Source organism: Pontibacter sp. CAU 1760 (genome assembly GCF_054482735.1).
Genome location: NZ_JBTLRL010000007.1, coordinates 137,034 through 163,468 on the forward strand (window position 1 = coordinate 137,034; position 26,435 = coordinate 163,468).

At 52.4% G+C, this 26,435-nt stretch carries 26 protein-coding genes; 15 read left to right on the forward strand and 11 right to left on the reverse strand.

Annotated features, from left to right (window positions below):
- The first annotated feature begins 100 nt into the window (after nt 1-100).
- The 6 genes from rnr to ACXYMU_RS11795 all read left to right on the forward strand — a co-directional run bounded on the left by rnr (nt 101) and on the right by ACXYMU_RS11795 (nt 7,156).
- Nucleotides 101-2,365 carry a ribonuclease R gene (rnr, locus tag ACXYMU_RS11770; RefSeq protein ID WP_458986590.1) on the forward strand — a complete coding sequence of 755 codons (2,265 nt, stop codon included), beginning with the start codon at nt 101-103 and terminating at the stop codon, nt 2,363-2,365.
- Between the two features lie 7 nt (nt 2,366-2,372).
- Nucleotides 2,373-3,347 (forward strand): polyprenyl synthetase family protein, encoded by a 975-nt coding sequence (locus ACXYMU_RS11775; RefSeq protein WP_458986591.1) that lies wholly within the window; start codon nt 2,373-2,375, stop codon nt 3,345-3,347.
- Nucleotides 3,348-3,487: 140 nt separating this feature from the next.
- Nucleotides 3,488-4,111, forward strand: a complete 624-nt coding sequence (locus ACXYMU_RS11780; RefSeq protein ID WP_458986592.1) for a rhomboid family intramembrane serine protease — start codon at nt 3,488-3,490, stop codon at nt 4,109-4,111.
- 94 nt (nt 4,112-4,205) lie between these two features.
- Nucleotides 4,206-4,685, forward strand: coding sequence for a fasciclin domain-containing protein (locus ACXYMU_RS11785; RefSeq protein WP_458986593.1), 480 nt, complete (start codon nt 4,206-4,208; stop codon nt 4,683-4,685).
- Between the two features lie 99 nt (nt 4,686-4,784).
- On the forward strand, nt 4,785-5,210 hold the full coding sequence (locus tag ACXYMU_RS11790; protein WP_458986594.1) for a hypothetical protein: 426 nt from the start codon (nt 4,785-4,787) through the stop codon (nt 5,208-5,210).
- A gap of 167 nt (nt 5,211-5,377) precedes the next feature.
- The gene (locus ACXYMU_RS11795) at nt 5,378-7,156 is read left to right on the forward strand and encodes an SLC13 family permease (RefSeq protein ID WP_458986595.1); all 1,779 of its coding nucleotides are present in this window, start codon (nt 5,378-5,380) and stop codon (nt 7,154-7,156) included.
- Nucleotides 7,157-7,283: 127 nt separating this feature from the next.
- Here ACXYMU_RS11795 and ACXYMU_RS11800 read toward each other — a convergent pair whose 3' ends face one another.
- Nucleotides 7,284-9,140, reverse strand: a complete 1,857-nt coding sequence (locus ACXYMU_RS11800) for an ABC transporter ATP-binding protein (RefSeq protein WP_458986596.1) — start codon at nt 9,138-9,140, stop codon at nt 7,284-7,286.
- A 367-nt stretch (nt 9,141-9,507) separates the two neighbouring features.
- Between ACXYMU_RS11800 and ACXYMU_RS11805 the strand changes: the two genes are divergently transcribed.
- The gene (locus tag ACXYMU_RS11805; protein ID WP_458986597.1) at nt 9,508-9,966 is read left to right on the forward strand and encodes a hypothetical protein; all 459 of its coding nucleotides are present in this window, start codon (nt 9,508-9,510) and stop codon (nt 9,964-9,966) included.
- Nucleotides 9,967-10,632: 666 nt separating this feature from the next.
- Here ACXYMU_RS11805 and ACXYMU_RS11810 read toward each other — a convergent pair.
- The 3 genes from ACXYMU_RS11810 to ACXYMU_RS11820 all read right to left on the reverse strand — a co-directional run bounded on the left by ACXYMU_RS11810 (nt 10,633) and on the right by ACXYMU_RS11820 (nt 14,627).
- A complete protein-coding gene (locus ACXYMU_RS11810; protein ID WP_458986598.1) occupies nt 10,633-11,682 on the reverse strand; it encodes a glutathione synthetase in 1,050 nt (349 codons plus the stop codon).
- 116 nt (nt 11,683-11,798) lie between these two features.
- Nucleotides 11,799-13,646, reverse strand: coding sequence for a flavohemoglobin expression-modulating QEGLA motif protein (locus ACXYMU_RS11815; protein ID WP_458986599.1), 1,848 nt, complete (start codon nt 13,644-13,646; stop codon nt 11,799-11,801).
- 174 nt (nt 13,647-13,820) lie between these two features.
- Complete coding sequence (locus tag ACXYMU_RS11820; RefSeq protein WP_458986600.1) at nt 13,821-14,627, reverse strand: N-formylglutamate amidohydrolase; 807 nt, start codon at nt 14,625-14,627, stop codon at nt 13,821-13,823.
- A gap of 142 nt (nt 14,628-14,769) precedes the next feature.
- Between ACXYMU_RS11820 and ACXYMU_RS11825 the strand changes: the two genes are divergently transcribed.
- The 3 genes from ACXYMU_RS11825 to ACXYMU_RS11835 all read left to right on the forward strand — a co-directional run bounded on the left by ACXYMU_RS11825 (nt 14,770) and on the right by ACXYMU_RS11835 (nt 16,242).
- Nucleotides 14,770-14,982: a zinc-ribbon domain-containing protein gene (locus ACXYMU_RS11825; RefSeq protein WP_458986601.1), complete on the forward strand. Its 213-nt coding sequence runs from the start codon at nt 14,770-14,772 to the stop codon at nt 14,980-14,982.
- Nucleotides 14,982-15,377 carry a magnesium citrate secondary transporter gene (locus ACXYMU_RS11830; protein ID WP_458986602.1) on the forward strand — a complete coding sequence of 132 codons (396 nt, stop codon included), beginning with the start codon at nt 14,982-14,984 and terminating at the stop codon, nt 15,375-15,377. The genes ACXYMU_RS11825 and ACXYMU_RS11830 overlap by 1 nt, the downstream gene beginning before the upstream one ends.
- A 139-nt stretch (nt 15,378-15,516) precedes the next feature.
- Complete coding sequence (locus tag ACXYMU_RS11835) at nt 15,517-16,242, forward strand: head GIN domain-containing protein (protein ID WP_458986603.1); 726 nt, start codon at nt 15,517-15,519, stop codon at nt 16,240-16,242.
- An 85-nt stretch (nt 16,243-16,327) separates the two neighbouring features.
- On the opposite strand, the gene bla is transcribed toward ACXYMU_RS11835, so the two are convergent.
- The 6 genes from bla to recF form a co-directional block, all read right to left on the reverse strand.
- Entirely contained in the window at nt 16,328-17,041 is a 714-nt protein-coding gene (gene bla, locus ACXYMU_RS11840; RefSeq protein WP_458986604.1) for a subclass B1 metallo-beta-lactamase, read from the reverse strand.
- A 16-nt stretch (nt 17,042-17,057) separates the two neighbouring features.
- Nucleotides 17,058-18,440 (reverse strand): M20/M25/M40 family metallo-hydrolase, encoded by a 1,383-nt coding sequence (locus ACXYMU_RS11845; protein WP_458986605.1) that lies wholly within the window; start codon nt 18,438-18,440, stop codon nt 17,058-17,060.
- 364 nt (nt 18,441-18,804) lie between these two features.
- Entirely contained in the window at nt 18,805-19,359 is a 555-nt protein-coding gene (locus ACXYMU_RS11850) for an acyl-CoA thioesterase (RefSeq protein WP_458986606.1), read from the reverse strand.
- A gap of 62 nt (nt 19,360-19,421) precedes the next feature.
- Nucleotides 19,422-19,745 (reverse strand): DUF721 domain-containing protein, encoded by a 324-nt coding sequence (locus ACXYMU_RS11855; protein ID WP_458986607.1) that lies wholly within the window; start codon nt 19,743-19,745, stop codon nt 19,422-19,424.
- Between the two features lie 63 nt (nt 19,746-19,808).
- Complete coding sequence (locus ACXYMU_RS11860; protein WP_458986608.1) at nt 19,809-20,456, reverse strand: hypothetical protein; 648 nt, start codon at nt 20,454-20,456, stop codon at nt 19,809-19,811.
- 147 nt (nt 20,457-20,603) lie between these two features.
- The gene (gene recF / locus ACXYMU_RS11865; protein WP_458986609.1) at nt 20,604-21,710 is read right to left on the reverse strand and encodes a DNA replication/repair protein RecF; all 1,107 of its coding nucleotides are present in this window, start codon (nt 21,708-21,710) and stop codon (nt 20,604-20,606) included.
- Nucleotides 21,711-21,849: 139 nt separating this feature from the next.
- Here recF and pdhA point away from each other — a divergent pair, with 139 nt between their 5' ends.
- From pdhA to ribH, 3 genes are all read left to right on the forward strand, one after another.
- A complete protein-coding gene (pdhA, locus tag ACXYMU_RS11870) occupies nt 21,850-22,896 on the forward strand; it encodes a pyruvate dehydrogenase (acetyl-transferring) E1 component subunit alpha (protein ID WP_458986610.1) in 1,047 nt (348 codons plus the stop codon).
- Nucleotides 22,897-23,015: 119 nt separating this feature from the next.
- A complete protein-coding gene (locus tag ACXYMU_RS11875) occupies nt 23,016-23,735 on the forward strand; it encodes a tetratricopeptide repeat protein (RefSeq protein WP_458986611.1) in 720 nt (239 codons plus the stop codon).
- Between the two features lie 132 nt (nt 23,736-23,867).
- Nucleotides 23,868-24,344 (forward strand): 6,7-dimethyl-8-ribityllumazine synthase, encoded by a 477-nt coding sequence (gene ribH, locus ACXYMU_RS11880; protein WP_458986612.1) that lies wholly within the window; start codon nt 23,868-23,870, stop codon nt 24,342-24,344.
- 99 nt (nt 24,345-24,443) lie between these two features.
- Here ribH and ACXYMU_RS11885 read toward each other — a convergent pair whose 3' ends face one another.
- On the reverse strand, nt 24,444-25,046 hold the full coding sequence (locus ACXYMU_RS11885) for a DUF3575 domain-containing protein (RefSeq protein WP_458986613.1): 603 nt from the start codon (nt 25,044-25,046) through the stop codon (nt 24,444-24,446).
- A 361-nt stretch (nt 25,047-25,407) separates the two neighbouring features.
- Between ACXYMU_RS11885 and ACXYMU_RS11890 the strand changes: the two genes are divergently transcribed.
- Together ACXYMU_RS11890 and scpB are read left to right on the forward strand one after the other, a co-directional pair.
- A complete protein-coding gene (locus ACXYMU_RS11890; protein WP_458986614.1) occupies nt 25,408-25,797 on the forward strand; it encodes a TraR/DksA family transcriptional regulator in 390 nt (129 codons plus the stop codon).
- Nucleotides 25,798-25,824: 27 nt separating this feature from the next.
- Nucleotides 25,825-26,388 (forward strand): SMC-Scp complex subunit ScpB, encoded by a 564-nt coding sequence (scpB, locus tag ACXYMU_RS11895; protein ID WP_458986615.1) that lies wholly within the window; start codon nt 25,825-25,827, stop codon nt 26,386-26,388.
- Nucleotides 26,389-26,435 lie beyond the last annotated feature (47 nt).

The following is a 26,435-nucleotide window of genomic DNA, read 5'->3' on the forward strand; positions in this document are numbered from 1 at the left end:
CCGTCCGGCGTATAGTAATAAAACTATTTAAGCAAATGCCTGTAGTACAGGTGGTGGTTGCCCGAGTGCGGCTGCCCAACAGGATGCATTAAAACGATACATGAGAAATAAGAAAAATAAAGGAGGCGACGAAAATCGCACCGATCGCAACAGCTCCAGAGGACGGGGCGAATCATCCAAAGGAAAGAGCTCATCAAGAGGAAAGTCATCCTCATCAAAGCGCGGCGGAGGCTCCTCCGACCGCAACAGAGTCCCAAAATCAGCTAAAGCGTTAGTGCTGGAAGTGTTTTCCAACAGCCCGGATACCGCATTTACCGAGCGTACCTTATGCCGCCGCCTAGGCGTGGTAGACCAGAAGGGCCGCGACCAGGTGAAAAGCATTTTGGGTGAACTGGTAAAAGAGAACAAGCTATTGCCAACTGACGACGACAAATACATGATGAACCTGAAAGTGGACATCATTACGGGCCGCGTGGACCTGGCGAACAGCAAATACGCCTACATCGTGTCGGAAGGGCGCGAGGACGACGTGCGCGTGTTCCGCGAGAAGCTAAAATATGCCATGGACGGCGACATTGTGAAGGTAGAGGTTTCGCCAACGGTGCGCGGTGGCCGCCAGGAAGGCGTCGTGATCGAGGTATTGGAGCGCTCCCGCACCGAGTTGGTCGGAATCATGGAGATCTCAAAGAACTTCGGTTTTGTGGTGCCTGACTTCAAGAAACTTTACTTTGATGTGTTCGTGGGCGAGCGCAACCTGAACGGGGCGCAGTCCGGCGACAAAGTGCTGGTGAAGATAGTGGAGTGGCCTGATAAGCCCGATAAAAACCCGACGGGTGAGGTAATCCGGGTGTTTGGACCGGCTGGCGAGAACGAGGCAGAGATACACTCCATCATGGCTGAGTTCGGTTTGCCGTTCGAGTTCAACGAATCGGTGGAGGAAGCGGCAGAAGTCATCTCCGACAAAATAACGGAAGCTGAAATTGCCAAGCGCCGCGATTTCCGCGGTATAACCACCTTCACCATCGACCCTGCCGATGCCAAGGACTTTGACGATGCGCTGTCTATCCAGAAGCTGGAGAACGGCCATTATGAAATAGGCGTGCACATTGCCGACGTGACCCATTATGTGGTGCCGAAGAGCATTCTGGAGAAAGAGGCCTTCCATAGAGCCACCTCGGTATACCTCGTGGACAGAACCATCCCGATGCTGCCAGAGCGCCTCTCGAACGGCCTTTGCTCGCTTCGGCCAAACGAAGAGAAGCTGACGTTCTCAGTGGTGCTGGAACTGGACGAGAACGGCAAGCTGTATGATACCTGGTATGGCCGCACCGTGATTTACTCGGATCGCCGCTTTGCCTACGAAGAGGCGCAGGAGCGCATTGAGTCAGGCGAGGGCGACTTCGCAGAGGAGATCAACACCCTGAACGACATCGCCAAAAAACTCAAGGACAAGCGCTTTAAAAACGGGGCTATCAGCTTCGAGACAACCGAGGTGAAGTTCAACCTTGATGAAAACGGAAAACCGCTTTCCGTGTATATAAAAGAGCGCAAGGACGCCCACAAAATGATCGAGGAGTTTATGCTGCTGGCTAACCGAAAGGTGGCCGAGTATGTCTTTAAACTGGGCAAAGGCAAGCAGCGCCCTACCATGGTATACCGCACGCACGGCAACCCGGACCCTGACAAGCTCAGCACGTTCTCGCTGTTTGCGCGCAAGTTCGGCTACAACGTAGACCCGGATGGCGACATTTCAAAAGAGCTGAACAACCTGACAGAAGAGATTGAGGGAAAGCCGGAGCAGAGCGTATTGCAGAACCTGGCTATCCGGACGATGGCCAAGGCCAAGTACAGCACCGAGCCTGAGGGCCACTTCGGCTTGGCGTTTGACCACTATTCGCACTTCACTTCCCCGATTCGCCGCTACCCCGATATGATGGCCCACCGCCTGTTGCAGCATTACCTCGACGGAGGCAAGTCGGAGGACAAAGAAGCCTATGAGGAGCGTTGCCGCCACTCATCCGAAATGGAGAAACGCGCCGCCGACGCCGAACGTGCCTCTATCAAGTACAAGCAGGTGGAGTTCATGAAAGACACTATTGGCAACCAGTATAAAGGCATTGTTTCTGGTGTCACGGAATGGGGTATATTTGTGGAGATCGAAGAGAACAAGTGCGAGGGTATGGTTCGTCTGTCTGACCTGAACGACGACTACTATGAACTGGACGCTAGCAATTATCGCATTATCGGACGCCAGAACAAGCGCATTATTTCGTTTGGCGACGAGGTGCTGGTAGAGGTAAAGAGTGCCAACATGGCCGACCGCACCATCGATCTGGAGTTAGTTAAAACCCTGAAAAACCATTAACCATCCTGTGGATATCAGTACCCTTTCCGAGAAGATAAATCATACCTTATCCACGCTGCGCTACGGCGAGCACCCGGTGGAGCTTTATGAGCCGATCCGGTATATCATGGCACTTGGCGGCAAGCGCATCCGGCCTTTGCTGGTGCTGCTGGCCGCCAAAATGTATGACGAGGATGTAGAGAAGGCGCTTTTGCCTGCTGCGGCGGTAGAGGTTTTCCACAACTTCACGCTCCTGCACGACGACATCATGGACAAGGCCCCGCTGCGCCGTGGCGAGCAAACCGTGCACGAGAAATGGAACGCCAACATCGCCATTCTGTCTGGCGATGTGATGCTGGTGCGCGCATACCAACTGCTGTTGGGCGTGGAGCAAAGCAAACTGGCCAAAGTGCTGGAGCTGTTCAGCGAGACGGCCGCGCAGGTATGCGAGGGCCAGCAGCTGGACATGAACTTTGAGCGCCGCGAGCAGGTGAGCATCCAGGAGTACATCCACATGATCACGCTGAAGACCGCCGTGCTGCTGGGCCTGAGCCTGGAGTTGGGTGCGGTGCTGCAAGACGCGCCTGTTGCCGATGCCGAGAACCTAAAAGCCTTCGGTAAAAATGTGGGCATCGCCTTCCAGCTTCGCGACGACCTGCTGGATGTGTATGGCGACAAAGCCAAGTTCGGCAAGCAGGTGGGCGGCGATATCCTCTCGGACAAGAAAACATACCTGATGCTGACCGCGCTGGAACAAGCGAGCGCGGCGCAACGGCAGACCATCATCAATTGGCGCGACAAAACCGAGGACAGCATTGCCGAGGAGAAGGTAAACGCCATCACCGACATCTACAACCAGCTAAACATCCGGCACCAGACCGAGCAGGAGATAGAGCACTACTTCCGGAAAGCGCTGCACCACCTGGATGCCATTGCGCTGCCCGAGGAACGCAAATCGCCTATCCGAAACCTGGCGCTGCAGCTAATGGAGCGGGATTCGTAATTGTTAAATTGTTGTATGGCTAAATTGTTGTTGCCAGCATGCCACGACCAATTGCCCTATACAGCAGAGACAAAAAGATGGTTATACCCTTTGCTGTATCCATTCAGTCATTCACGCAATCAGTCATTCAAAATTAAATAATGAGCGTTACCCTTATACTCATCATCATCACCGTTGGAATCTCTTTTTACGCCTGGCAGAACGAGGGCCTGATGCACAAGTGGATTTTTCAGCCTTATGCCGTGCAGCGCGACAACTCCTGGTACCGCTTCCTGACCTCCGGCTTCCTGCACGCCGACATGACGCACCTGTTCTTTAACATGTTCACGTTCTTCTTTTTCGGGCAGGCGGTGGAGCGAACATTCAGTGTGATCTTTGGTGCTGAAACCGGTATACTGCTATACCTGCTCATTTACATCGGCGGCATCATCGTGTCTGACATCCCTACATTTTTTAAGCACCGCAACGACCCGCCTTATCGTGCCCTGGGTGCATCTGGCGGTGTGGCGGCAGTTGTGTTCTCCAGCATCCTGTTTTACCCCACGCAGGACATCTGCCTGTATGGCCTGCTGTGTATCCCTGGGTTTATACTGGGCGTGCTTTATGTGATGTACTCCTACTTCTCCGGTAAAAAGATGGGAGACAACATCAACCACGATGCGCACCTTTATGGGGCTGTATATGGGTTTGTGCTGAGCTTGATACTGGTGCCGGCAGCCCTGCCAAGTTTTGTGCAGCAAATAGGCAGCTGGCGCCTCTTTTAATAGCCGTGAAATTGCACTCAAACACAGCCATACCCAGTCTCTAACCCAGCCTTTAGCAGCAGCTTTGCGTATAGAACAAGACAACGCAAAGGCTATGAAGGCAATCATTGATCAGGGTATAAGTAAGTTTTGGGCAGTAGCCTTGCTGCTGGGCCTTGTGCTTGCGCAGATGCAGGCAATGGCCGCCAATCCGCAGGAGCGTGTGTCGCTGATGCAGTACCTGATGAAGGAACGCCCTGTATTGGCTAACCTGATCACCAAAGCCGGGCTGACGCCCATCCTCTCCGATAATACTGCTTATACTATCCTGGCTCCTTCAGAAGCCGAGCTTAAAAGCCTGGAAAACCTGCCTCCGGTTCGGTTACGGGCAGTACTGGCAGGCCACATCATTAAAGGGCAATACCGGGAGACAGATTTTAAGGATGGGGCTAACATCGAGACATTGGCAGGCACCAAGGTGAACGTTTGCCGCAAGAAAAACTATACCCTGCTGGATGGCGTTAAGATTGAGAAAGCCGATACCCGGGTAAATAACAGCATGCTGCACAGCATGGCAGGCAGGCTGAACATCTAGCCTGTTTGCACCAACGTGCATCACTTTCAAGCAAAATTCTCACTTCTGCTTTAATTTTCTAGGCCTTTGCAGCCGGAGTACGTAAATGAAAAGTAATTTATGTACAGCACAGATCAAAATAATGCCCCAGATACGACCAAAGTTGTGGTAAAGCAGAGTCCGCTATATGATATTTACTATGACAAGCATAAGAACAGGATATGCTTGGCCATCAAAGGATTCTGGAAAAACAAGGAAGCTGTGCCTGATTACCTGACAGACTTACGCAAGGCGCTCCGGCTGGCACAGCCAAACTTTACGCTGCTCACGGATTTGCAAACCATGCTGACGCATCCTCAGCGACTCAGTAGTTTGCACCTCGAAGCCCAGACCATGATGCAGGAAGCCGGTTTGGCAAAAGCCGCCAGGGTACTCCCCAAAGACCGCATCGCGAAGCTGCAGGTAGAGGAGATAGGTAGCAAAAGCCCGATGCATTCGAGAAGTTTCTCAACTATTGCCGAGGCGGAGCTTTACTTAAGCGAGTGAGCAGTAATAGCTGACTTTTCATTATTCAATGATTTGTCAAGCCTTTTGGAGGTTTAGCCGTATCAGGCATATAAATCTGTGCTGTAAGATTTAGGCCTGCTGCCGTTGCCCGATTCAGATGTCGGCGGTATTCACAGGCAGGCTCCTGAGGCTTTAGAACCGACCTTATGACGTTTGAGATCGCGATTGTGCTTGGAATCATTACATTGGCAGTCATCCTGTTTGTATCTGAGCGCCTGGCTATTGATACTGTCGCTATCCTGATTATGGTGCTGTTTATGGTAACGGGTATTTTAACGCCTGTCGAAGGGTTTGCGGGCTTCAGCAATCCTGCTACCTTAACAGTAGCCGCCATGTTTATTATCAGCTCCGCAATTTTTAAATCGGGCGCCTTGAACAGCGTGGGCTTTGGGCTGGCCCGCGTGGGCCGCAAGAGCTATTTGCTGTGCCTGCTGCTGCTCATGGTTATCTCCGGCAGCCTGTCAGCGTTCATCAACGATACTGCCGTAGTGGCGCTCCTGATGCCTGTGGTGATACAGGTAAGCCGGGACATCCGCATTAGCCCGTCCAAATTGCTTATCCCCCTCTCGTTTGGTGCACTGCTGGGCGGGGTGTGTACCCTGATCGGTACATCCACCAACATATTAGTGAGCGGTATTGCGCAGGTGCAGGGCGTGGAGCCTTTGGGTATGTTTGAGTTTGCGCCGGCCGGCATGCTGTTCTTACTGACAGGGGTGGCATATATGTTCCTGATCGGGCGGCACCTGCTACCGAACCGGAACCTGGCGATGGATCTCTCCGACGACTTTAACCTGGGCCAATACCTGACCGAGGTTGTGCTATTACCGGAATCGCCAGGGGTGGGAGTGCCGCTTCACAAACTCGGGTTGGTACAGAACCTGGACATGCACGTGATGCAGATAACCCGCAACAAGCAGAAGCTGCCGGTGTCAACTTCATTGGTCATGCAGGCAGGTGATGTGCTGAAGATACGGAGTGGCGTGGAAAAGCTGAAGATGCTGAAAGAGGAAAAGGGCATCAAACTGAAATCGGAGCGCAAGTTCCACGACTCGGACATACCCCTGGATGATGGGAAATTGTATGAAGCCATCGTCACCCCAAACTCCTACATGGAGGGGAAATCCCTGAAAGAGCTTGATTTCAGGGGGTATAACCACGGCGCCTCTGTGCTGGCTATCCGTCACCGCGACGAGATCGTGAACCAGAAGCCGGGGCGCATCAAGCTGTCTGCGGGCGACGTACTGCTGATCTCAGCAAACGACTACCAGGCTGACAAACTCCGTCGAAACGACGACCTCCTGATCATCTCCCAAACCGACCGCAGCCCCTTTAAATACAGCAAGATCATACCCGTAATTGCCATTACGATAGCCGTTGTGGCGACATCAGCTAGTGGGATGGTGCCGATCGTGTTGAGTGCGATGACGGGGGTAATCCTGTTGGTGCTGTTTCGGTGCCTCCGCATGGATGAGGTATACAAGGCTATTGACTGGAAAGTGATTTTTATGCTGGCGGGAGTGCTGTCGATGGGGGCGGCGCTGGAGAAGACTGGAGCCGCTAAGCTGTTGGCGGATTACTTGATTTATGGCATCGGCGGCTATGGGCCGCATGTGCTGCTGTCAGTCTTCTTCTTTATCACCTTCATGACCACCAACTTCATGTCGAACAATGCCACGGCCGCCTTGCTGGCTCCCATCGCTATTGTAACAGCGCAGGAACTGGGTGTAAGCGTGCGGCCTTTCCTGATGGCAGTTGCGTATGGTGCCTCGCTCAGTTTCATGACACCGATGGGTTATCAGACCAACACAATGATCTATGGCCCGGGCAATTACCGCTTCTCCGATTACCTGCGGGTAGGCACCCCGCTTAACCTGCTATTCTGGCTGCTGGCTTCTTTTATACTGCCTTATTTCTTCCCGTTCTAAGCGGAGGTATACCTTATTATAATGTTCCACGTGAATATTTGATTTTGAAGGAGCGATTGAATGAGGCCTGAACCAGGCATAAAACCACGTTTTCTTAGTCAGTTGTTCAGCAATCAGCTTTTCAAACTTACATATAGCCTTTGGCCTGCAGTAAGAATAGCTCAGCATACTTGCCGTTTTTAGCCAACAGTTCCTCATGTGAGCCGAGTTCTTTCAACTGCCCCTGCTCGAGGAACAGGATGCGGTCGGCCATGCGCACGGTGGAGAAGCGGTGGGAGATGAGCACGGCGGTACGGCCCTCTATCAGCTCCGAAAAGCGCTGGAACACCTCATGCTCGGCACGTGCATCCAGGGCAGAGGTAGGCTCATCCAGGATCAGCAGCTGCGCGTCGCGCATATAGGCTCGCGCCAGGGCCACCTTCTGCCACTCGCCCCCCGAGAGCTCCACGCCTTTGTTAAAGCGCTTGCCCAGCACCTGGTCATACTTGTCGGGTAGCCGTTGAATCACAAGGTCAGCCAGGCTCTTCTGGGCAGAGCCCTCAATGCGCGCCTTATCCAGGATGTTGCTGATCTGGCCGATGGCGATGTTGTCGGAAGCAGTCATCTGGAAGCGCACGTAATCCTGGAAAATGATGCCCACCTGGTGGCGCAAATCATTCAGGTCATAATCCCGCAGGTCTTTGCCATCCAGCAGAATGCGTCCTTCGGAGGGTTCGTAAAGCCGGGCCAGGAGCTTTACCAGCGTCGTTTTACCGGCCCCGTTCTCGCCAACCAGCGCCAGCTTTTCGCCTGCTTGCAGATGAAAAGAGAGGTATCGCACCGCCCAGCGCTCGCTGTTCTGGTATTTAAACCCGACATTCTCAAACGTAAAGCCTTTTTGAATGGGGCGGGGTATGGGCAAGGGGTTTGCAGGTGGCGTAATCTGTGGCTTCAGTTCCAGGAAATCAAAGAGGTCCTGGAGGTATAAAGCGCTTTCGGCAATCTGTGAGAAGCGTGTCATGATGCCTTGCAGTAGGCTGCGCATGTTACTGAACGAGCCGGCCAGGAACGTCAGGCTACCCACTGAGATGATGCCCATCACGGTTTCGAAGAGGATGAAGACATAGGCGCCGTAGTAAGCCAATGTACCGAGCGCTGACAGGGCGCTGCCCCATATCGCCCGTTTCACTGTGATGCTCTTGTTCATGACATAGTACTTATCCGACAGCTCCCGGAAGCGCCCTGCCAGGAAACCTGAAAGATTAAAAGTCTTGATCTCCTTGGCTGTTTCGTCGGATGCCCCAATGTAGCGCAGGTAGTCCAGTTCGCGGCGTTCCGGGGTCCAGGAGCGGGAGAGGGAATAGCTGCGCTCGTTGAAGTGCGTTTCGCCCAGGAACGAGGGGATAACCGCCACCAGCAGAATCAGGATAAGCCATGGGTTAAACGCAATCAGGCCCGCTGCCAGAAACGCAATTGTCACGATATCCTGCAGCTGCGACAGCACCTGCGACATGAGCACCACCCGCGACACCGTTTGCCGGCGCGCCCGCTCCAATTTGTCGTAAAAAGTGGCATCCTCGAACTGGGCCAGGTCCAGGGTGGCAGCGTGCTCAATCAAAGCCACCGACGTACGGTTCGAGAAGAGGTCGCCCAGCAGACTGTCCATCAGCGTAATGCCCCGGTTGATCAAATCAGACAAAACAGCCAAGCCCAATTCCAGGGCTACTAGCACCCACAGGTAGCGCAGTTCGCGCTCGCCTGCCACATCAATCAGGCGTACCACTTCATCAATAATCAGCTTGCCGATGTAGAGCATCGTGATGGGGAGGGCAGACTTGAACAGGCGGAGCAGCATGTTCGTCAAGGTCATGCGCTTGCTGGTATGCCAGATCAGCCTGAAAAACTTAGGCAGGTTTTTCAGGGCGCCCAGTTGTTCCCGGAAGCTCTTTTTATCGTCTTTGTCTTTGCCGGCGATTGCTCTGCCGCCTTTTGTCGTATCTGCCATGTTGTTGCCGCTATTGCCTTCCACATACCCCCATGTAGCTATACAGGCGGTACAGGGTTTTGTTCAGGTACTTCAGTATGGGGTTTAGCCGGGCGTAATTTACAAATATGCCCATGCATAAGTGTTATCCTATTCCCCTAACGGCGGCCGACACGCTTTTCATTGTAGCAGCGAAACGGGGCCACTCTTGGTTTATAGCTTTTGTAAGCTGTTTGCGTTTTGATGTGAAAGTCAGCGAATGCTCAGGGGATTACGATATAGCAACGATCGCCTGCGGAGCTTAAGGCTCCCTAAGCCAGCTCTTTTAAAATCACTAACTTTTGCCTCAAAGGTATCCGGAAGTGGCGTTTTGCAGTATGGTAGGGGTATGACCAGATACCTGCTCTACTTTCTGACGGGCGTGGCGGTGGCTACGTTTATCCTCTTCTTCCGGGGCTACGGCGATGTGCCGCGCACTTCCTTTTCCATTGTGGCGGTGGTCGGGGCAATGGCCTTATTTGGCATTGCGGCATGGCTCACGTTTTTTCTGGAGCGGTTTGGGGCTTTACTGGCCCTGCTGTGCCTGTTGGCCATCTTGCCTTGGGGTGTACGGGTATGGCTGCTCTTGCCCGCGCAAACTTCTAACCTGATTCCTTATATCATGATGGCGCATGCGGTGGTGTCGGCACTGGTATTGTTTGCCCTCCTGACGAGTGCCCGTTATGCCTTCAGTCGCCGCTCGTGGCGATCAGGCACGGCAAGGCCAAACCTTTTCCTGAAGCTTGTTTTGGCGCTTATACCCTTGGCTGTGGCAGCGGCCTGGTTTGTGGTGATGCCCAGAATATGAGGCAAAGCTTCGTCAGATAATACAATGGCTCGGGGAATCTGCTTATTTGAAGGATTTTAACATGGGGAGTACAAGTTGTAAGGCAAGGCTTGCGGGCTAAAAATGAGAAAAGCCCCAACGAATGTCGGGGCCTTCTCTCACCTTAAAACAAACTAATCTAAACTTTACTAACCTTATCTTATGTCTATCGACTTCTTTTGTTGGGGCCAGAAAAACGCTAACTATTGCCAATCAAAGCACTTTTAACGCCGTTCTGCTATATGGGGAAAAATTAAAATCCGAAAAAAATATATAACAGTACTTGTATGTAATCTGACTGTTTTATATATTAGCCTTTCCTAATTCTGTTCCCCTTAATTCGGGTGCAAAATTACTCTTTTGTTTTTGTATAAAAAAAGAAGTGAGGCAAGTATTTATTTCTCCCCTCCTTCAAATCTTCTTAAGATATTTATACTGAGCAGGTTGTGCTAGATAATATTTTCTGGCAAGGGTAAAATTTCCTCTCCCAACTTGGTATTCCCTGCTTATAGCATCTCTATAATAGCTCTCCTGAAAGCTTCGGCATGCTCCCATTAAGCTACATGAAAAATGGCTGAGCCACCGGTTTTTGCGTCCCATATGCTCAGCCATTCTATGTTATATTTTCTGGAGGTGGCGAAATCGCCTTTAGATCATCGCGATGGTCTTGTTGTTCACCTGCACGCCATACGTTTTTTTGTAGTGCACTTTTTTCTCCAGCGCCTCGATAATCGGCTCCGAGAAATCCACTCCCTCAATCTCGCTGGCATCCGGCAGGGCGCCCGGGCTGAACACGTTAATCTCCATCAGCTTGTCGCCTACGATATCCAGGCCTACCAGGAACATGCCGTCCTGGATCAGTTTCGGCTTTACGAGCTCCACAAGGTCGAGCATGCGCTGGTCTACTTTGGCAGCCACCGCCGAGCCACCCGCGTGCATGTTACTGCGGATGTCGTCTTTGCTGTTTACGCGGCGTATGGCGCAGTATTTCCCTTTGTGCTGCAAGGCCTCGCCGTTCATCACAAACAGGCGCACATCGCCTTCTGTGGCCTCTGGCAGGTACTCCTGCGCAATCACGTAGCCGTCGCGGCTGATGGCCTCCACAATCTGGTTCAGGTTGGTGGAGTCCTCCTTCTTCACCATAAACACACCCGAGCCACCGGAGCCCTGCAGTGGCTTCAGGATGATGCTGCTCTCCAACTCATGGTAAAACTGCTTGATCTCGTCTTTGTCGCGGGTAATGAGCGTGCGCGGCCGCACGGCCTCCGGGAAGTGCTGGAAATACATCTTGTTCACGGCATCGGAGAGCTTGGTCGGGTCGTTGAGAACGATCACGCCGTGGCGCAGGGCCAACTGCCCGAAAATAATGCCGGAATTCTGTGCCCAGCCGCGTCCTTCACCTTCCGAGGAAGGGTCGTTGCGGAGCATGAGCACGTCCAGGTCTGGGGCTGTTACGCGTACTTTTTCTACTTTGTCGCCCTGTATCGCCTCCAGGTAAGTGTTGGGAGACTTATACTTATGTTTCGGGTCGGCTTGCACGGCGGTGGCGCCCATGTAGCCGTCGGGGTAATAGGCCAGGTCGCCCACACCCATCAGGTAAACGGTGTGGCCTTTGTTGTGCATGCGCTGCGCCAGAAATACGGTGGTATAAGAGGCTTTTTCGGTGTTTACGTCGTTTACTACGAATCCTATTGTCATGTTTTGATTACTTTGTTTTTGATGCTGGTACAGGGCAATCTCATACTGATGCGGCACACGAAAGCAAAATGCGCTTTGGACTTCTGGCCCGTCCGTGCCGTATTAAAATTGCCTTTTTACAGTAGGTTAAATACTGAAATGCCGGCTTTAAGTTGTTCTAGTTTTGGTTGGATGGCCGAATCGAGCAGGTAGCGCGGCTTTATCGGCACGGGCCTCAGCACGTTGCGGTAAATGAGTTCTTGCACAATCGGGATATAATCCTGCCGGATCTTGCCGATGAGCAGCGGCTCCAATTCGTTGCCTTCTTTTAGGTAATCGAGCAGGTGCACGAGGCCTCTTAGGTATACGGCGTCTTTGGTGAGACCGCCGCCCCGGTGCACGCGCATGGTCACATCAAAAGCCGCCTCATCGTCAAATTTATACTGGTCTTTCAGGCGCGAGAAGTTGTCGGTGAAGCTGCACCCTTTGGTCAGGTGGTATACCGCCACCACGCGGGCCGCCAGTACGCGCATCCGCTCATGGTCCAGGCCGCCTACCAGCCACTCGCTGAGCACGGCAAGCCCCTCCTGTAGTTCCTCATACCCCGGACTGCCCACATACAGCTGCTGCAGCGGCTGCGCTTTGCCGTTGTAATACGTGAGGATATGCGTGCCAACCTCGTGCTGAATCAGCGCCTGCGCCCGGTGGCGCGGTATCCTGGCATCGGTGCCCACGTTCAGCCTGCCTTTCGACACGATCAGGCCCACCACGTCATCGCGAATGTCCACGCCTGAGTCCACGCCGGTGTGCTGCGATTTCAGAAAGGCAATCTCCTGCTCGGCCAGGGCGGCAAACTCCTCTACGGGTATAATGTCCACGGTTTGCGCTTTGGTGGGTTCTGGCAGGGCCGCCAGAATACCCTCGGCTATTTTCAGAAGCTGGTCGTCCACGCCGCCGTACAGCTGCATGCTGCTATACATAAAATCGGGGGTGTTGCGGTCGGCCAGCATGGTCAGCATCTTGTCGAGCTCGTGGCGCTTGTCCCGGAACAGGAAAGCCAGCGTGGGGTCATCCACCTTCTCTATTTTGATGTTGTAGAGGTCGCGCTTGAGCTTTTCGGCGTCCACGGGCATCAGGCGGTAATGGAAATTAGGCGCTTTGCTGTATTTGCTTTTGCCGAACTCCTCCCAGGCCGTCTGGTTGTTTACGGGCGTTACGAGCAGCAGGAACCGGAACTGGTCGCTGATGCCGGTCAGTTGCTTGTCGATGCGCCACACGGCCCGGTTGACCGCCTGCCGGCCCAGTGCCTGGAAGTGGATGGGCTTGTGGTTGGTCTGCACGTTTACGAAGTCGAACACGGCTTTTTTGATGGCGTTGACGATCTTCTCGCGGAGCGTGCGCAGCAGCAGGGGGTATGGGTTGCCTGTCGCGGCATCTTTGTAAATAGGCTTCAACTCCAGTCCCAGCAGCAGCACGCCATGCTTTTTAAGCTCGCCCTCAGGCATCAGGCACAGAGGGTCCTGCATCAGCTCGTGGTTCGGGGAGGTTTCCACGGTGGTGGTGATGCCGCTGAGCTTGATACCCTTAAGCTCTTTGGTGAGCGTCTCGATGGTAGTGGGCAACTGCTTTTCCGGGCCCAGCACCCTGAAAAGGGGAGTGGCCGCGGCGATTGTGCGGGCCGCCTGCACCTCCAGAATCATAAAAGCCCCAAACTGGTCGGCCATCTCACTTGCGATCTGCTGCACCAGTTTCCGGAGTTGTGGCGTCTGCTCCTCCTTAGCGATGATGTAGGAGGCATTGGCTTTCACAAAGTCGGCGGTGGCGTGGTCGGGCTTGCCCGCGGGGTGGCGGTAAAGCACCAGAAAGGGCAGGGGGCGGTCGATGTATACTAAGCCGCCCTCCGGAAGGCGCCGGTGCACCTGCTTCCCCCGTTTCAGGCTGCGGCTTACTTTTTTGATAAAACTATCAGAGATCTCTTCTATCATGTTGTATGCGTATGGATGCAGTGGCCTAAGGCCTGCACAAGAGTTTCTTAAGATGTATCGCCGCTATGGGGTATGGCGACAGGGTTAACGGCTGATGTATGAAGCCAACTTCATACATCAGCCTCGAATTAGATCAAGCTGTTTTCAACCATTGAACAATTTATCAATTAGCAGTCACGGCCGGCATACCCTGGCAAATGCGTCGAGCACCGGGGTGGTGGTATGCTCCAGCGCCTTGCGTATTTCCCGCACCTGCTCCTCATCAGGAGTGCCGCTCCACTCATCCATAAAGAACTTCTTAAACTCGATGCTCATCACGCAGGCACTGTCACCGAAGTTGTCGTGGATCCAGCGCATGAAGTGGCCACCCTGGAACTTCACGTTTTCGCGCACATCCAGGTGGCGCCCTTTGTAACTGTAGGCGCTCAGGGTTTTCATGAACGTATCTACCACCGGGGCCCATTTCTCGCGGTTCATGTTGCCGGTGCCGATGTTCACCTCCGGATTCTCCTCGGGGTCGGCGGCAGGGCCGTGGGCGCCCTCGCGCTTGTGGTTGTAGGTGTGCAGGTCATACACCACAAAGCAGCCGTGCTTTTCTTTCAGTGCTGTCAGCATTGCTTTCACATCGGCATAAAACTGGTCGTAGCGGCTCATCGATTCCTGGGCCAGGTCGTCGGGCAGCTCGTCCTGCCATACCTCCAGGCCCCAGGCATCCTCAGGTTGGCGGTAAATGGCCTTTTTCGGGGAGCGGTTCAAATCGAGCTCGAAGCGGGAGTTGTGGCCGATGATTTGGTTGTCGGTGATCACCACCCACTCGTCGGTATAGGGGTCTTCCTCGCGCAGGCGCTCCTCGGCGGCCAGCGCAAACAGGTTGCTGATGTTGGGGCGCACATCATGGCCGCTATGGATGGCGGTGGCCACCAGAGGGCTCTCGCCGCGCTTGATGGTATAGTATGAATTGGCTGTTTTTGTCTGTTTCATGGCTTTTTGTTTGCTAAGAATGTACCCGCTAAAGCCGCTGAAGGTTATCACGGCCAAAGCCAAGTATAAACCTCTGGCACCGGAAGGGGGTATAGTAAGCTTATAGGAAGTCTGTTATCATTGTTACCACAACCCAGCCGCCATGTCTGCTCCCGCCGAAAATAGAAACCCCAAAACATGCCCCAACTGCGGCGAAGCAGTGCCGGCCGGTGCCAAACAATGCCCTAACTGCGGACAGTTGCTCGGCAGCGAACCGGGCCAAAAGCCGAAGTGGTTCAAGACCCTGACCCCGACAGAACTTTTCCTGCTGGTGCTGGGCAGCCTGATGCTGGGGGTGTTCTTAGTCGCGCTGTAATGCAATCGCTCCGACACCCGTTATTCCTGGTCTGTTTTGCGCTGTTCTGCCTGAACCAGTTCCTGGAGCAGGCGCAGGTGTATGTATGGCCGCTGCACGCTTACCTCGATGACCTGCTGTGCCTGCCCATCTCGCTTCAGATTATACTGGCGGTGCAGCGCGCATATTTCAAAAATCCGGCAATGGTGCTTCCTGCGCGGCACATCGCTTTTGCCGTGATAGCTTATAGCGTCTGTTTTGAGTGGCTATTGCCGCTCTACAAGCCCGTTTATACCTCCGACTCCTGGGATGTGCTGGCTTATGCCATCGGGGCCGTCGTTTTCTACACCTTCCTGAATAAACCATTACGAAGCATTGCTTGCCAACATGCTGGCATGGCCTCTCAGGAGGTATAGGCAGTAACGCGAAATTATTTTTCGGAAGCCGAGCAACCTTCTGCTTCCGCATGCATCTTTTATACAGCAACTGAAGCAAAAGCCATACATCCGGCGCTTGCTTCAGCGGAAAAAACAAATCACTATACCTGTTTAAACTATGAGAAGTATACAGATTAATCTTGCTGGCCTGGTGCTGTTAGTTGTCGCGCTCCTTTTTTCCATGTCTCCACAAGTGATGGCGCAGCAGCTGCGCGGAAACGGTAACATCAAAACTGAAACCAGGGAAGTGGCCGGGATCGAAGGAATTGATGTAGGGGGAGGTTTTACCGTGGAGCTGACCCAAGGCAATAAAGAAAGCTTACGCCTGGAGGCAGATGAGAACCTGCTGCCGAACATCAAAACAGAGGTGCGCAACGGTGTGCTGCACATCTACAACGACAAGGGCATTACAAACCATAAGGGCATGAAAGCCTACATCACGTTGCGGGAACTGAAGCGCGTGGATGTCGGCGGTGGGGTTAAGGTAATCGGCAAGTCAACGTTTAAAACGAATACCTTGGATTTAGAGATGGGCGGTGCCTCCAAAGTGATGCTTGACATTGCCGTGAAGGAGCTGAAAACCGAGATAAGTGGCGCAAGCAAGCTGGAGCTGACAGGCCGTGCTGATCGGGTGGATATGGAGCTTTCGGGCGCATCGAAAGTAGAGGCAGCTGACCTGGAGGCAAAGCATGTAAAACTGGAGGCCAGCGGAGCCAGCAAGCTGAAGGTGTTTGCCAAGGAGTCGCTGGATATTGAGGCCTCGGGCGCCAGTGCAGTCTATTACAAAGGCACACCCAGCATCACCGCCGAAACCTCGTCGGCAGCCAGAGTAGCCAGGTTCTAAGTCTATTTCTAAGTCTATTAACGAGCTATAAAAGCAAAGAGGAGCCTCTGATAGGGGCTCCTCTTTTTTGTTTTTTTATGTGATTTTACTGCTGTTGTAATAGCTTCAGGGTATGGTTGAGCAGTGTTTGGTCGCCCCAGGGGCCATGGCTTGGCACGACCACTTTTGCCTTCGGATAGTGCAACTGCAGCTTCCTGATGGCGCTAGGCCAGTTAGCGATGTCTGCATCCGCGGTATTGCCTAGATTGTTTGTCTGCAGGTCCTTCACCAGGCAACCGCCAAAAAGTAGCTTTTGCATCGGTAAGTATACCACTACATTATCCTGGGTATGGCCACCGCCCGGAAAGTATACCTCAAACCGTTGGCCACCTATCGTAAAGGCGGTATCAGAAGCAAAGGTAGCATTTGGGGTGCCTTTGCCATGCTGGGCGGCAAGCGCGGCAGTAAGCTTCGATGTAACCACCGGGATGCCCTGTGTCTGCACTGCCGCCATACCACCCATTTTGTCATCATGCCAATTTGTGGGCAGGCATACTTTTACGGGCTGCTTCAAATTGGTCTTTACCCAAGCCAGCAACTCTTCTGTTGGTTCGTTGCCCCAGCCGGTATCAATCAGCACAACGCCCTCTTTGGTAGAAACCACCAGCCCATGCGACGGGTAAATCACATCGCCCACCTGCTTGTACGAGGTATGGACGTACACCTGAGGGGTTATCTTGGTAAGCTCCAACCCTTGCGCTAGCAAACTGGCAGGCGCGAAAACCGAGAGGCATAAGGCTAGGTGCAGTAACGGCTTCATTTTAGCTCTGCGCTTATTATCTAACTGGTGCAGGCAGCACCGGAAGGCTGGCATGGCCCTCTTTGTCCACGGACTGCACGGCAAAGAAATAATTGTCTTTGGAGTAGTTAATGGTCGCCTTGGTGTCTTTCACGAAAAACTTCTTCTCCCAGTTCGGGCTGTTGGTTTCGCGCATCAGCACATAATAACCCGCTGGCTTTGCGCCTTTGGCTGGGGCATCCCACTTCAGGTCTGTTTTATTGGTGAGGTTAGACGTCAGCACGCCCACATTCTCGGGCGCGGCAGGAGCCATACCCAGGCTAGCCATGGTGGCCAGGTTCACGCCGGTGTTCTTGCGCAGGTACTCAAAGTCCATGTACTCGGGCAGGTCGCCGTACTGCTTGCCGTTTTCCTTGCGGATGTCCTGGTGCTGGTGGTCGAAGTCCTCGTTGGTCTCGCTCATGCGCACCGCGGCGTACCCGTTCTGGTTAAAGGAGGTATGGTCGCCGCCGCGCAGGAAGCGGTCGGCACGGTGCACCATCACCACATCAATCTGGTCTACATATTTCTCGCCGACGGTTTCCATGTAGCGGGCCAGGTTGCGGCTCGGGCTGTCGTTTTCAGCGCCGAGGGTGCGGCGCAGGCGCGCTTCTGCCTCGGTTTCGTTGGCCGGAGTACCCTCGCTGAACACGCGCACAGAGGTATTGTCGTGCAGGCCGGTTTCGGCAGAGTAGGAGTTTCCCACGATGTCGTTGTTCAACATGGCCACCACGTTCCAGTTCTCTTTTTTGGCGCGGTCGGCCATGTGCTTGGAGCCGTATAGGCCCTGTTCTTCACCCTGAAAAGCCACAAACACTAGCGTAGCCGGGAACTGCTTGGAGGCCATTACACGGGCCATCTCCATCACGATGGCCACACCTGAGGCATCGTCGTTGGCACCAGGGGCCTTGCTTTTGGCATCCATCACGTCCGTCACGCGCGAGTCCAGGTGCCCGCCCACGATGATTACGCGGTCGTCGTTCGGGTCGGTGCCTTTCAGCGTCGCCATCACGTTGGCCATCTCCACGTCCTGCGGAATACGGCGGCCATCGGCTTTAATGATGTAGCGGTCCATCTCCACGGTCATGCGGCCACCGGAGGCCTGTGCGTATTTCTCAAACTCTGATTTTACCCACTCGCGGGCAGCCCCAATACCTTCTTTCTTGCTGGTAGTAGTACTGAGGGAGTGGCGCGTGCCGAAGCTCACCATTTTCTGCACCAACTGCTCCAGGTTCTTGGCCGACAGCTGGTTGACCATCTGGCTGATCTCATCGTTCTGGGGTGTGGCCTCCTGAGCATAGGTTTGAGTAGGTATAAACAGTGGCGTACCTGCCAGCATAAAAGTTGCAAGCAGGGCTTTTAAGGTCGATTTGTTCGTCATTTTTTAGCGTAGCGTGAGTAATTGATGTTACAAGTTACAAAGGATATGGGAGAAATGGGAATGCAAATGCGCGCAGCCCGGAGACAGAGAACAGGTACAGGTTATGGCTCAAGGCCATTAACTTAACAGAGAACTGTCATTTCGACCAGCGGGAGAAATCTGAATTCTCAGGCAGTATCGCGAAACCCAGATTTCTCCCGCTGGTCGAAATGACAGGATCGATCGATTGACGCCTTAAGTTAGCGGCCTTGGGTCGCGAACTGCTCTGGCTTCTGCAGCAGCCACGAGATGGACCTTTATAAAGCCATGGCAAGCACAGGTTTTCAGGTACTCCTCAAATCGATTGGAAGAAATGCCGGTTCGGCTAAAAGGCTATTCTACAGCGCTCATTCCGGAGCAGGTGCAGCTCGTCTTCCACCTGCAAGATGGTTTTGGTGTTAGCGAACTCGGTTTGGTAGCGGCGCGAGAACTCCCGGCGCTTGATGGCCTCCAGAAAGCGGCGGGCGTCTTCGCGGGTCTCCAGCCTCAGGCCGGGCACCTGGGCGGGCTTGTCATCATCACCCTTGGCCACCAAAGTAAAATAAGAGGTGTTGGTATGCTTCACGTATCCGGATTTTACGTTTTCGGATATCACTTTAATGCCGACCATCAGCGAGGTGTTGCCCACATAGTTGACCGAGGCCAGCAGCGATACCAGTTCTCCTACCTCCACGGGCTGCAGGAAGTTCACCGCATCCACCGACACCGTAACGCAATAATTGCCAGCATGCTTGGCAGCGCAGGCATAAGCCACTTTGTCCATCAACGACAGCAGGATGCCCCCATGGATCTTGCCCCCAAAGTTGGCGTAACTCGGAATCATTAGTTCAGTGAGTATGGTTCGGGAATAGGCAACGGAGCGAAAAAGGGGCTCTTCCATGGCTGGTAGGGTATAGGGGTTGGTTTATACCCTATACTCGGTTGCAGCAGCGGCTGTTGCGCTTACAGGAACACGACATCCTTCACCACCTCGCTGCCTGCCTCTATGTTCAGCAGGTCAATCACCTTTCGCTTCGACATGTTAAGCTCGTGCTTGAGCGGAGCGGAGGTAAGGCACACAAACAGCTTGCCGTCCTTAAAGTAGAGTTGCTGTGTTTTCAGGGCGATGGGTTTGCCCATGATTTTCTCCCAGTTCTGCACCAGCTGCACCTCGCCGAGCTTGCCATCCAGGCGGTAGGCCTTCATTAGCGCCTTCAGGCTCTCACCGATCGGCTGTATGTCAGCGCGTCGCTTGTCAATCTCTTCTTTCTTCTTGTAGTAGCGCACGGGTTTGGGAATTTTGAATAACTGATTTCTGAATGAGTGAATAAGCGTGGTATGATGACGGTATTACTTAACTACCTTGACAATATATTCCTCTTTACTGTCTATTTTCTCTGTATTTAAGCCCCCTCTTGAGATAGGTGGTATGGCTAAGAAGATATCCTTATTTGTATCATTCAAGCCGAACGTATAGAGGATTTGTGAGCGTTCAGCGTATTGCTGCTGCTTTAGGCAATTATAGAAGTAGTTTTTCTCAGCGATTTTCAATGAATAAACTCCTGTGGAAAGGGGAACGATGCCTATTCTAAATCGATAGTCAGACTGGTTGCACCCATACGACGCAAAAACAAAAGTCGTGCGCTCATAATTCTCCGTTTTCGCTTCAACAAGGTTAGATGATATTACTTTACAAAAGCCTTCGGCAGGTCGGTTATAAACCTGGTACAAAGCTGAGTAGGATAATTCAATAGGAAGAGAAACAGAATCAACCAAAACCTTTTGACCTGATTTTGAATCAAACAAGCGCTTGTCATTCAAGCTAGTTTCAATCCAGATAGTATCGCCTAAAGCATAGCTCTTTTTAAAAGGGGCTAAGCTTAGCGTTTCTTTGTAAATATTTGCTGGTTCAGGTTCGGGAGGATAATCGTCTTCACATTGGAAGCCCGTTGTTAAGCACACGATAACTGCAACTAATAAGTATCTGTACTTCTTCATATTGTTCTGCCTATAAAATTGCATGCTGATTCCTGTTCCACGATTGGCTCTCTTACAACCAAGATAGGATTTTTATAAAAATGAAACGAAACAACTGGTAGATTAGATGCCCAGATATCGTGTGGCAACACATGGACTTTAATGCCCTCACCCAATCACCTTTACCGTTCCGTCCTTTACCTCAAATCTACGGATACTTTCTGAGAGGCCGGCGAGTATTTTATCGGTGCGCTCCAGGTGGGTGTCGGTCAGGAAAATCTGGCCGAAGGTATGGGCGGCCACCATTTCCATAAGGTGCGTGATGCGCTTCTCGTCGAGGCGGTCGAAGATGTCGTCGAGCAGGAGCAGGGGCTTGTGGTGGTGGCGTTCGGCAATCACCTCGAAGTGCGCCAGCTTCAAGGCAATCACAAAGCTTTTTTGCTGCCCCTGCGAGCCAAAGCTCTTCACCGGGTTGCCGTCCATCAGGAAAACATAGTCGTCTTTGTGCGGGCCGACGGTAGTGCGCTGCAGCGCCAGGTCCTTGCGCTCGGCCTGCTGCAGCAGCGTGGCAAAATCGGCATCGGGCAGCTGACTTTTGTAGGTCAGGCTCACTTCCTCGCTGCTTTCGGAGATATGGCGGTAATGCTTCCGGAAAATGGGGACAAACTCCTCCAGGAACTTCTGCCGCTCCTCGGCCAGCTGCTTTCCAGGCAACACCAGCTGCTCGTTGAGGATGTGCAGGTAATCGCGGTCGTAGTAGTGGCGCTCGGCAAACTGCTTCAGCAGCGAGTTGCGCTGTTTCAGCACATAGTTATACTGGATCAGCTGCTCGAGGTATGGGTGGTGCAGCTGCGAGATCAGGCTGTCGAAGTACTTGCGGCGCTCCTCGCTGCCCTCCCGGATCAGGTCGGTATCGTAAGGCGAGATCAGCACCACCGGAAAGCGCCCGATATGGTCGCTCATCTTCTCGTAGAGCGCTTTGTTGTGCGTTACGGTCTTCTTCTGGCCCTGCTTCATGCTCACCTGCACCGTATGCTTCTGGCCCTCCACCAAAAAGCGGCCTTTCACCATAAAAAAATCCTCGCCCTGCTTAATGCTTTGCAGCTCAGTGCCCGGGAAAGCGCTTTTAGTGATGGAAAGGTAATGAATGGCATCCAGGAGGTTGGTTTTACCGCTTCCGTTGTCCCCGATAAAGCAATTGATGTGCTCCGAAAAGCTGAGCGCAGCTTCTTCGTAATTTTTGAAAAACAGCAAACTGAGATTTTCGAGGAGCATTCGTTTCTACTTTGATATCTTTTTCCTTAATTTCGCAAGCTAAATCCGTTAGTGGCTTATATTTGTCGTAGTTTTAAGAGTGATTAAGCTGCCCAGATGCGGCAAACGGATAATCAAGATAACGCATAGACTAACACTTATGGCTGATACGAAAGAAAAGGCACAAGGAAAGGCACCGAAAGCAAAGGTACAGGCTGAGCCAAAGTTTTCAAAGGAAACCTACATGACGTGGTATGAGCAAATGAAACTCATGCGCCGTTTCGAAGAGAAAGCAGGCCAGCTGTATGGTCAGCAGAAAATAAAAGGCTTTTGCCACCTCTACATTGGCCAGGAGGCTTGTGCGGCAGGTGCTGTAAGCGCGCTCACCAAGGATGACAAGTGGATCACGGCTTACCGCGACCACGCACACCCACTGGCGCTGGGCACCGACCCAGGAGCGGTGATGGCCGAGCTGTTTGCCAAAGCAACCGGTTGCTCTAAGGGCAAAGGGGGGTCTATGCACATCTTCGACAAAGAAGTAAACTTTATGGGCGGCCACGGTATTGTGGGTGCGCAGATACCAATGGGCGCAGGCATTGCCTTCGCTGAGAAGTACAACAAAACAGGCAACCTGTGCGTGTGTTCGATGGGTGACGGCGCGGTTCGCCAGGGAGCGTTCCACGAGGCCCTGAACATGGCCATGCTGTGGAAACTGCCGGTTATCTTCGTGATCGAGAACAACGGCTACGCCATGGGAACCTCGGTGCAGCGTACCTCAAACGTAACGGAGCTTTATACCCTGGGCGAGTCTTACGACATCCCTTCGGAGGCAGTAAACGCCATGAGCGTGGAAGATGTGCACGAAGCCGTGGCAAGAGCCGCTGAGCGTGCGCGTGCCGGTGAAGGACCTACTTTGCTCGAGTTCAGGACATACCGCTACAAGGGGCACTCCATGTCTGACCCTGCGAAATACAGGACTAAAGAGGAGCTGGAGGACTACAAGTCACAAGACCCGATTGAGTCGGTAAAGGCAACCATCCTGGAGAACAAGTGGGCCACAGAAGAAGATCTGGAGCAGATTGACGAGAAGATCAAGGAGCGTGTGGCAGAAGCCGTGCAGTTTGCCGAAGACTCGCCATACCCTGAGGCGAGCGAACTCTACACAGACATTTATGTGGAGAGCGACTATCCTTACATAATGGACTAAGGCACAAATATTTCGGAATCAGGAATTAAAAATTATAATTTTAATGTTCAGGCATTAGGAATGTTGTCTAAATACAGTTTTTAATTCCTAATTTTGAATTTATTATTTCATTCATTCTAATGGCAAAAGAGACAGTTAAGAAGCACAGCGAGTTTGAGGAGTTAGTTGAGAACCCTGATGCATTGGCCGAGCGCCTGACGCAGTCAGAGGATTTCGTAAAGAAAAACAAGTCAAAGCTACTCGGTGTGTTCGCCCTGATTGCAGCTATCGTTGTGGGCGGGTTCTTGTACTACAATTACCGCAACACGCAAAACCAGGAAGCACAGCAGGCTATGTTTCAGGCTGTATATTACTTCGAGGCCGACTCTTTGGGCAAAGCCCTGAACGGCGACGGACAGTATGAGGGTTTCCTAAAGATAGCGGACGAGTATAGCGGGACAGACGCCGGTAACCTGGCGCATTTTTACGCTGGCGCAGCACTGCTGAAGCAGGGCGAGTTTGCCAAGGCCGCAGAGCATCTGGAGGATTTCGAGTCGGATGACTACCTGCTGCAGGCGCGTGCTTATAGCCTAACGGGCGATGCACTGCTGGAGCAGGGCAAGAACGAAGAAGCAGCGGCCCTCTATGTAAAAGCGGCCAACTATAATGCCAACCCTTACTTCTCGCCACAGTACCTAATGAAGGCAGGTGTGGCCTATGAGGCTGCGGAGAACTTCTCTTCTGCCGCTGAGATGTATGGTAAGATTGTATCAGACTATGTGGCCTCTCCTGAGGTGACAGATGCCAAGAAGTACAAAGCCTACGCCGAAGCGCGAGCAGGTGGCGCCAGCGCTCAGTAGGCTTACCAGGTATATAAAATCTAAAGCGCTTTTGCTCTAACAGGCAAAAGCGCTTTTTTCTTAAAGGGAGGAACGAAGCCTTTTGCCTTAAACTCCCGAATAAAGACCAACGATTGACAAAAAGAAGCAAGCATGGCCACATCACTTAAAAGCCTGAGCGAATACAACAAAGACAAATTCGCTGAAATCACTGACAAGGTGTTTGGAATAGTAGTAGCCGAATGGCACGAGGATATTACAGGAACCCTTGCTCAAGGGGCTATAGATACCTTACTGGAGCACGGTGCGCAGAAAGAGAACATCTACGTCAACACAGTGCCTGGTAGCTATGAGCTTACCCTGGGGGCGCAGTTCCTGGCGCAGCAGGAAGAGGTGCACGCCGTTATTTGCCTCGGCGTCGTGATTAAAGGTGACACCAAGCACGACGACTACATCAACAACGCCGTAGCGCAGGGGCTTACCCACGTGTCCATGAAGTACAACAAGCCTGTGTCGTTTGGGTTGGTAACCACCAACACGCTGGAGCAGGCCTTAGACAGAGCAGGCGGCAAGCACGGCAACAAAGGCGTAGAGGCAGCGGCAGCGGCTATCCGGATGCTTAGCTTTTAAGAAATGCAACGCTAATTAGCGCCAGAAAAGAGTATAAAAAAAGAAGTCCCTGCTTTCATGTTAAAAGCAGGGACTTCTTTTTTTATGTAGGGCAGATGCCTAAAAGCTATACCCTAACGAAATGCCCGGACGGAAACGTACTCCGCTTCCTAAGATATTCAGATAGTCCAGCACGCCTCTGTCAAAGTCGTCGTTGGTGCCCGACTTCACGTTTAGGCTGCCGCCGTTCACGCCCACACCCAAAAACAGGTCTAAGGCAATGCCGCTGTTAAAGATAAACTGGTTGCCTGCCGCCACGCCAGCCCCGATAGGCTTATAGGTTGCCTCGTAGGTCTCGCCTTTGTCCTTGTCCTCCACCGTTAGCTTATAGTTGAGCACACGGCCATACCCAGCCACATAAAACCCGTCCGGAGCCTGCTCTGATATATAATAGCGCACTTCCGGCGTAAAGCCATGGCCTTCAAAGCTAACATCTTTCACAGAGGCGCCAGTAATGAAGGCCCCAAACTGCCCGCTTATCTGGGAACTGAACGCATGCTCCACGAAGCCAGAGGCCGTGAGCACAAATGGGCTGAGCACGTTTACTTTTAGGACGGTGCTGCGGGTGGGTGCCGCCGTGGTTCTGCGCTGTGCGCTAGCAGGTATAAATGCTGCAAAAACCAGCACGAGGAGCAGTGTCGTAACGAATAGTTTTTTTATCATGGTTTTGATCAACAAAGTTAAACCCTATACGAGTTGCATCAGTTTAAGCAACATCTGTTCCAAACTACAGGGTTTAGGCATGGTTTTTATACAACAGAAGCTGAGGCAATTATACGGCATATAAATTTTTTAAATTGCCCGCTGCAATAGCAAAGTATAGATATTACTCTTATTTTTGCACGAAATTTAGAGTTTATACTACCCAAAGAAGTAGATTGGGATATAGATTTTACGTGTTATATATAGTGAATTTAAACTTATAACTCCTGGCTTCTGTTATACCTGTAAGCCTGCCAATAGCACCATAAATTGCCTGTTTGGTTAAACAGGCGCATATTATAACAAGTTCTAATTCAGTGAAATGAATACAAACGAAGAGAAACAGCGTTACTCTAAAGAAGAGTTGGCCGAGTTTGAGACAATCATCCAGGAGAAGTTAACGAACGCCCGTAAAGAGGTTGCTTTTATAAAAGAGACCCTCAGCCGCCGTAACGACTCAGGCACTGATAACACAGCGTCTCCTACCAAAGTGTTGGAAGACGGCGCAGACACGGCAGAGAAGGAAAGCCTGAACCAGTTAGCTTCCCGCCAGATGAAGTTTATCCAGCAGTTGGAAAATGCCCTTATCCGCATCAAGAACGGTACTTACGGCGTTTGCATCGTTACAGATAAACTGATTCCGAAAGAGCGACTGCGTGCCGTGCCGCATACGCAGCATTCAATTGAGGCCAAGCTTCAGCGTAACGACTAATATTGCCCGTACCTTTACTTTTACCACTTGAATATTCTGCAAAACCATATTCAGGCACTCGTGTTCTGTGCCCAGTCGCCTATCAGCATTGAAGAGATCCAGCGATGCCTGCAGGAATCGCTGGGGATGGAGGAGATATTGGTGAGCGATGTGCTGGAGGCTGTAGAAGCGGTAAATGAACAGTTGCTGGCCAATGGCTTTGCCTTCCAGATATACGCTATCGGGGGTGGCTACCAATTCCTGACCAAGCCGGAGTACCAGGAAACCGTTAGCACCTACCTGAAGCACAAGTCAAAGAAAAAACTGTCAGCGTCTTCTCTGGAGACGCTGGCTATTATTGCCTATAAACAGCCGGTTACCCGATCGGCGGTAGAGCAAATCCGCGGCGTGGGGTGCGATTATGCCATCCATAAGCTGCTGGAGAAAGAATTGATCGAGATAAAGGGGAAAGCCGAAACCATTGGCCGCCCTGTGCTGTACGGCACCTCGCAAAAATTCATGGACTACTTCGGGATAAACCACATCAAAGACCTTCCGCAGCTAAAAGATTTTGTGACCGAGGAGAACTCCATCGGGCAAAACGCCGACTAGCCGCCGCCACTCATCCTTTTGAACTTATTTCACTGTTAATTTTTTAA

Bases quoted from the DNA above. Each gene is read 5' to 3' on its own strand.
- rnr (WP_458986590.1), top strand. From the start codon at position 101: ATGAGAAATAAGAAAAATAAAGGAGGCGACGAAAATCGCACCGATCGC.
- ACXYMU_RS11780 (WP_458986592.1), top strand. From the start codon at position 3,488: ATGAGCGTTACCCTTATACTCATCATCATCACCGTTGGAATCTCTTTT.
- ACXYMU_RS11785 (WP_458986593.1), top strand. From the start codon at position 4,206: ATGAAGGCAATCATTGATCAGGGTATAAGTAAGTTTTGGGCAGTAGCC.
- ACXYMU_RS11790 (WP_458986594.1), top strand. From the start codon at position 4,785: ATGTACAGCACAGATCAAAATAATGCCCCAGATACGACCAAAGTTGTG.
- ACXYMU_RS11795 (WP_458986595.1), top strand. From the start codon at position 5,378: ATGACGTTTGAGATCGCGATTGTGCTTGGAATCATTACATTGGCAGTC.
- ACXYMU_RS11800 (WP_458986596.1), bottom strand. From the start codon at position 9,140: ATGGCAGATACGACAAAAGGCGGCAGAGCAATCGCCGGCAAAGACAAA.
- ACXYMU_RS11805 (WP_458986597.1), top strand. From the start codon at position 9,508: ATGACCAGATACCTGCTCTACTTTCTGACGGGCGTGGCGGTGGCTACG.
- ACXYMU_RS11810 (WP_458986598.1), bottom strand. From the start codon at position 11,682: ATGACAATAGGATTCGTAGTAAACGACGTAAACACCGAAAAAGCCTCT.
- ACXYMU_RS11815 (WP_458986599.1), bottom strand. From the start codon at position 13,646: ATGATAGAAGAGATCTCTGATAGTTTTATCAAAAAAGTAAGCCGCAGC.
- ACXYMU_RS11820 (WP_458986600.1), bottom strand. From the start codon at position 14,627: ATGAAACAGACAAAAACAGCCAATTCATACTATACCATCAAGCGCGGC.
- ACXYMU_RS11825 (WP_458986601.1), top strand. From the start codon at position 14,770: ATGTCTGCTCCCGCCGAAAATAGAAACCCCAAAACATGCCCCAACTGC.
- ACXYMU_RS11830 (WP_458986602.1), top strand. From the start codon at position 14,982: ATGCAATCGCTCCGACACCCGTTATTCCTGGTCTGTTTTGCGCTGTTC.
- ACXYMU_RS11835 (WP_458986603.1), top strand. From the start codon at position 15,517: ATGAGAAGTATACAGATTAATCTTGCTGGCCTGGTGCTGTTAGTTGTC.
- bla (WP_458986604.1), bottom strand. From the start codon at position 17,041: ATGAAGCCGTTACTGCACCTAGCCTTATGCCTCTCGGTTTTCGCGCCT.
- ACXYMU_RS11845 (WP_458986605.1), bottom strand. From the start codon at position 18,440: ATGACGAACAAATCGACCTTAAAAGCCCTGCTTGCAACTTTTATGCTG.
- ACXYMU_RS11850 (WP_458986606.1), bottom strand. From the start codon at position 19,359: ATGGAAGAGCCCCTTTTTCGCTCCGTTGCCTATTCCCGAACCATACTC.
- ACXYMU_RS11860 (WP_458986608.1), bottom strand. From the start codon at position 20,456: ATGAAGAAGTACAGATACTTATTAGTTGCAGTTATCGTGTGCTTAACA.
- recF (WP_458986609.1), bottom strand. From the start codon at position 21,710: ATGCTCCTCGAAAATCTCAGTTTGCTGTTTTTCAAAAATTACGAAGAA.
- pdhA (WP_458986610.1), top strand. From the start codon at position 21,850: ATGGCTGATACGAAAGAAAAGGCACAAGGAAAGGCACCGAAAGCAAAG.
- ACXYMU_RS11875 (WP_458986611.1), top strand. From the start codon at position 23,016: ATGGCAAAAGAGACAGTTAAGAAGCACAGCGAGTTTGAGGAGTTAGTT.
- ribH (WP_458986612.1), top strand. From the start codon at position 23,868: ATGGCCACATCACTTAAAAGCCTGAGCGAATACAACAAAGACAAATTC.
- ACXYMU_RS11885 (WP_458986613.1), bottom strand. From the start codon at position 25,046: ATGATAAAAAAACTATTCGTTACGACACTGCTCCTCGTGCTGGTTTTT.
- ACXYMU_RS11890 (WP_458986614.1), top strand. From the start codon at position 25,408: ATGAATACAAACGAAGAGAAACAGCGTTACTCTAAAGAAGAGTTGGCC.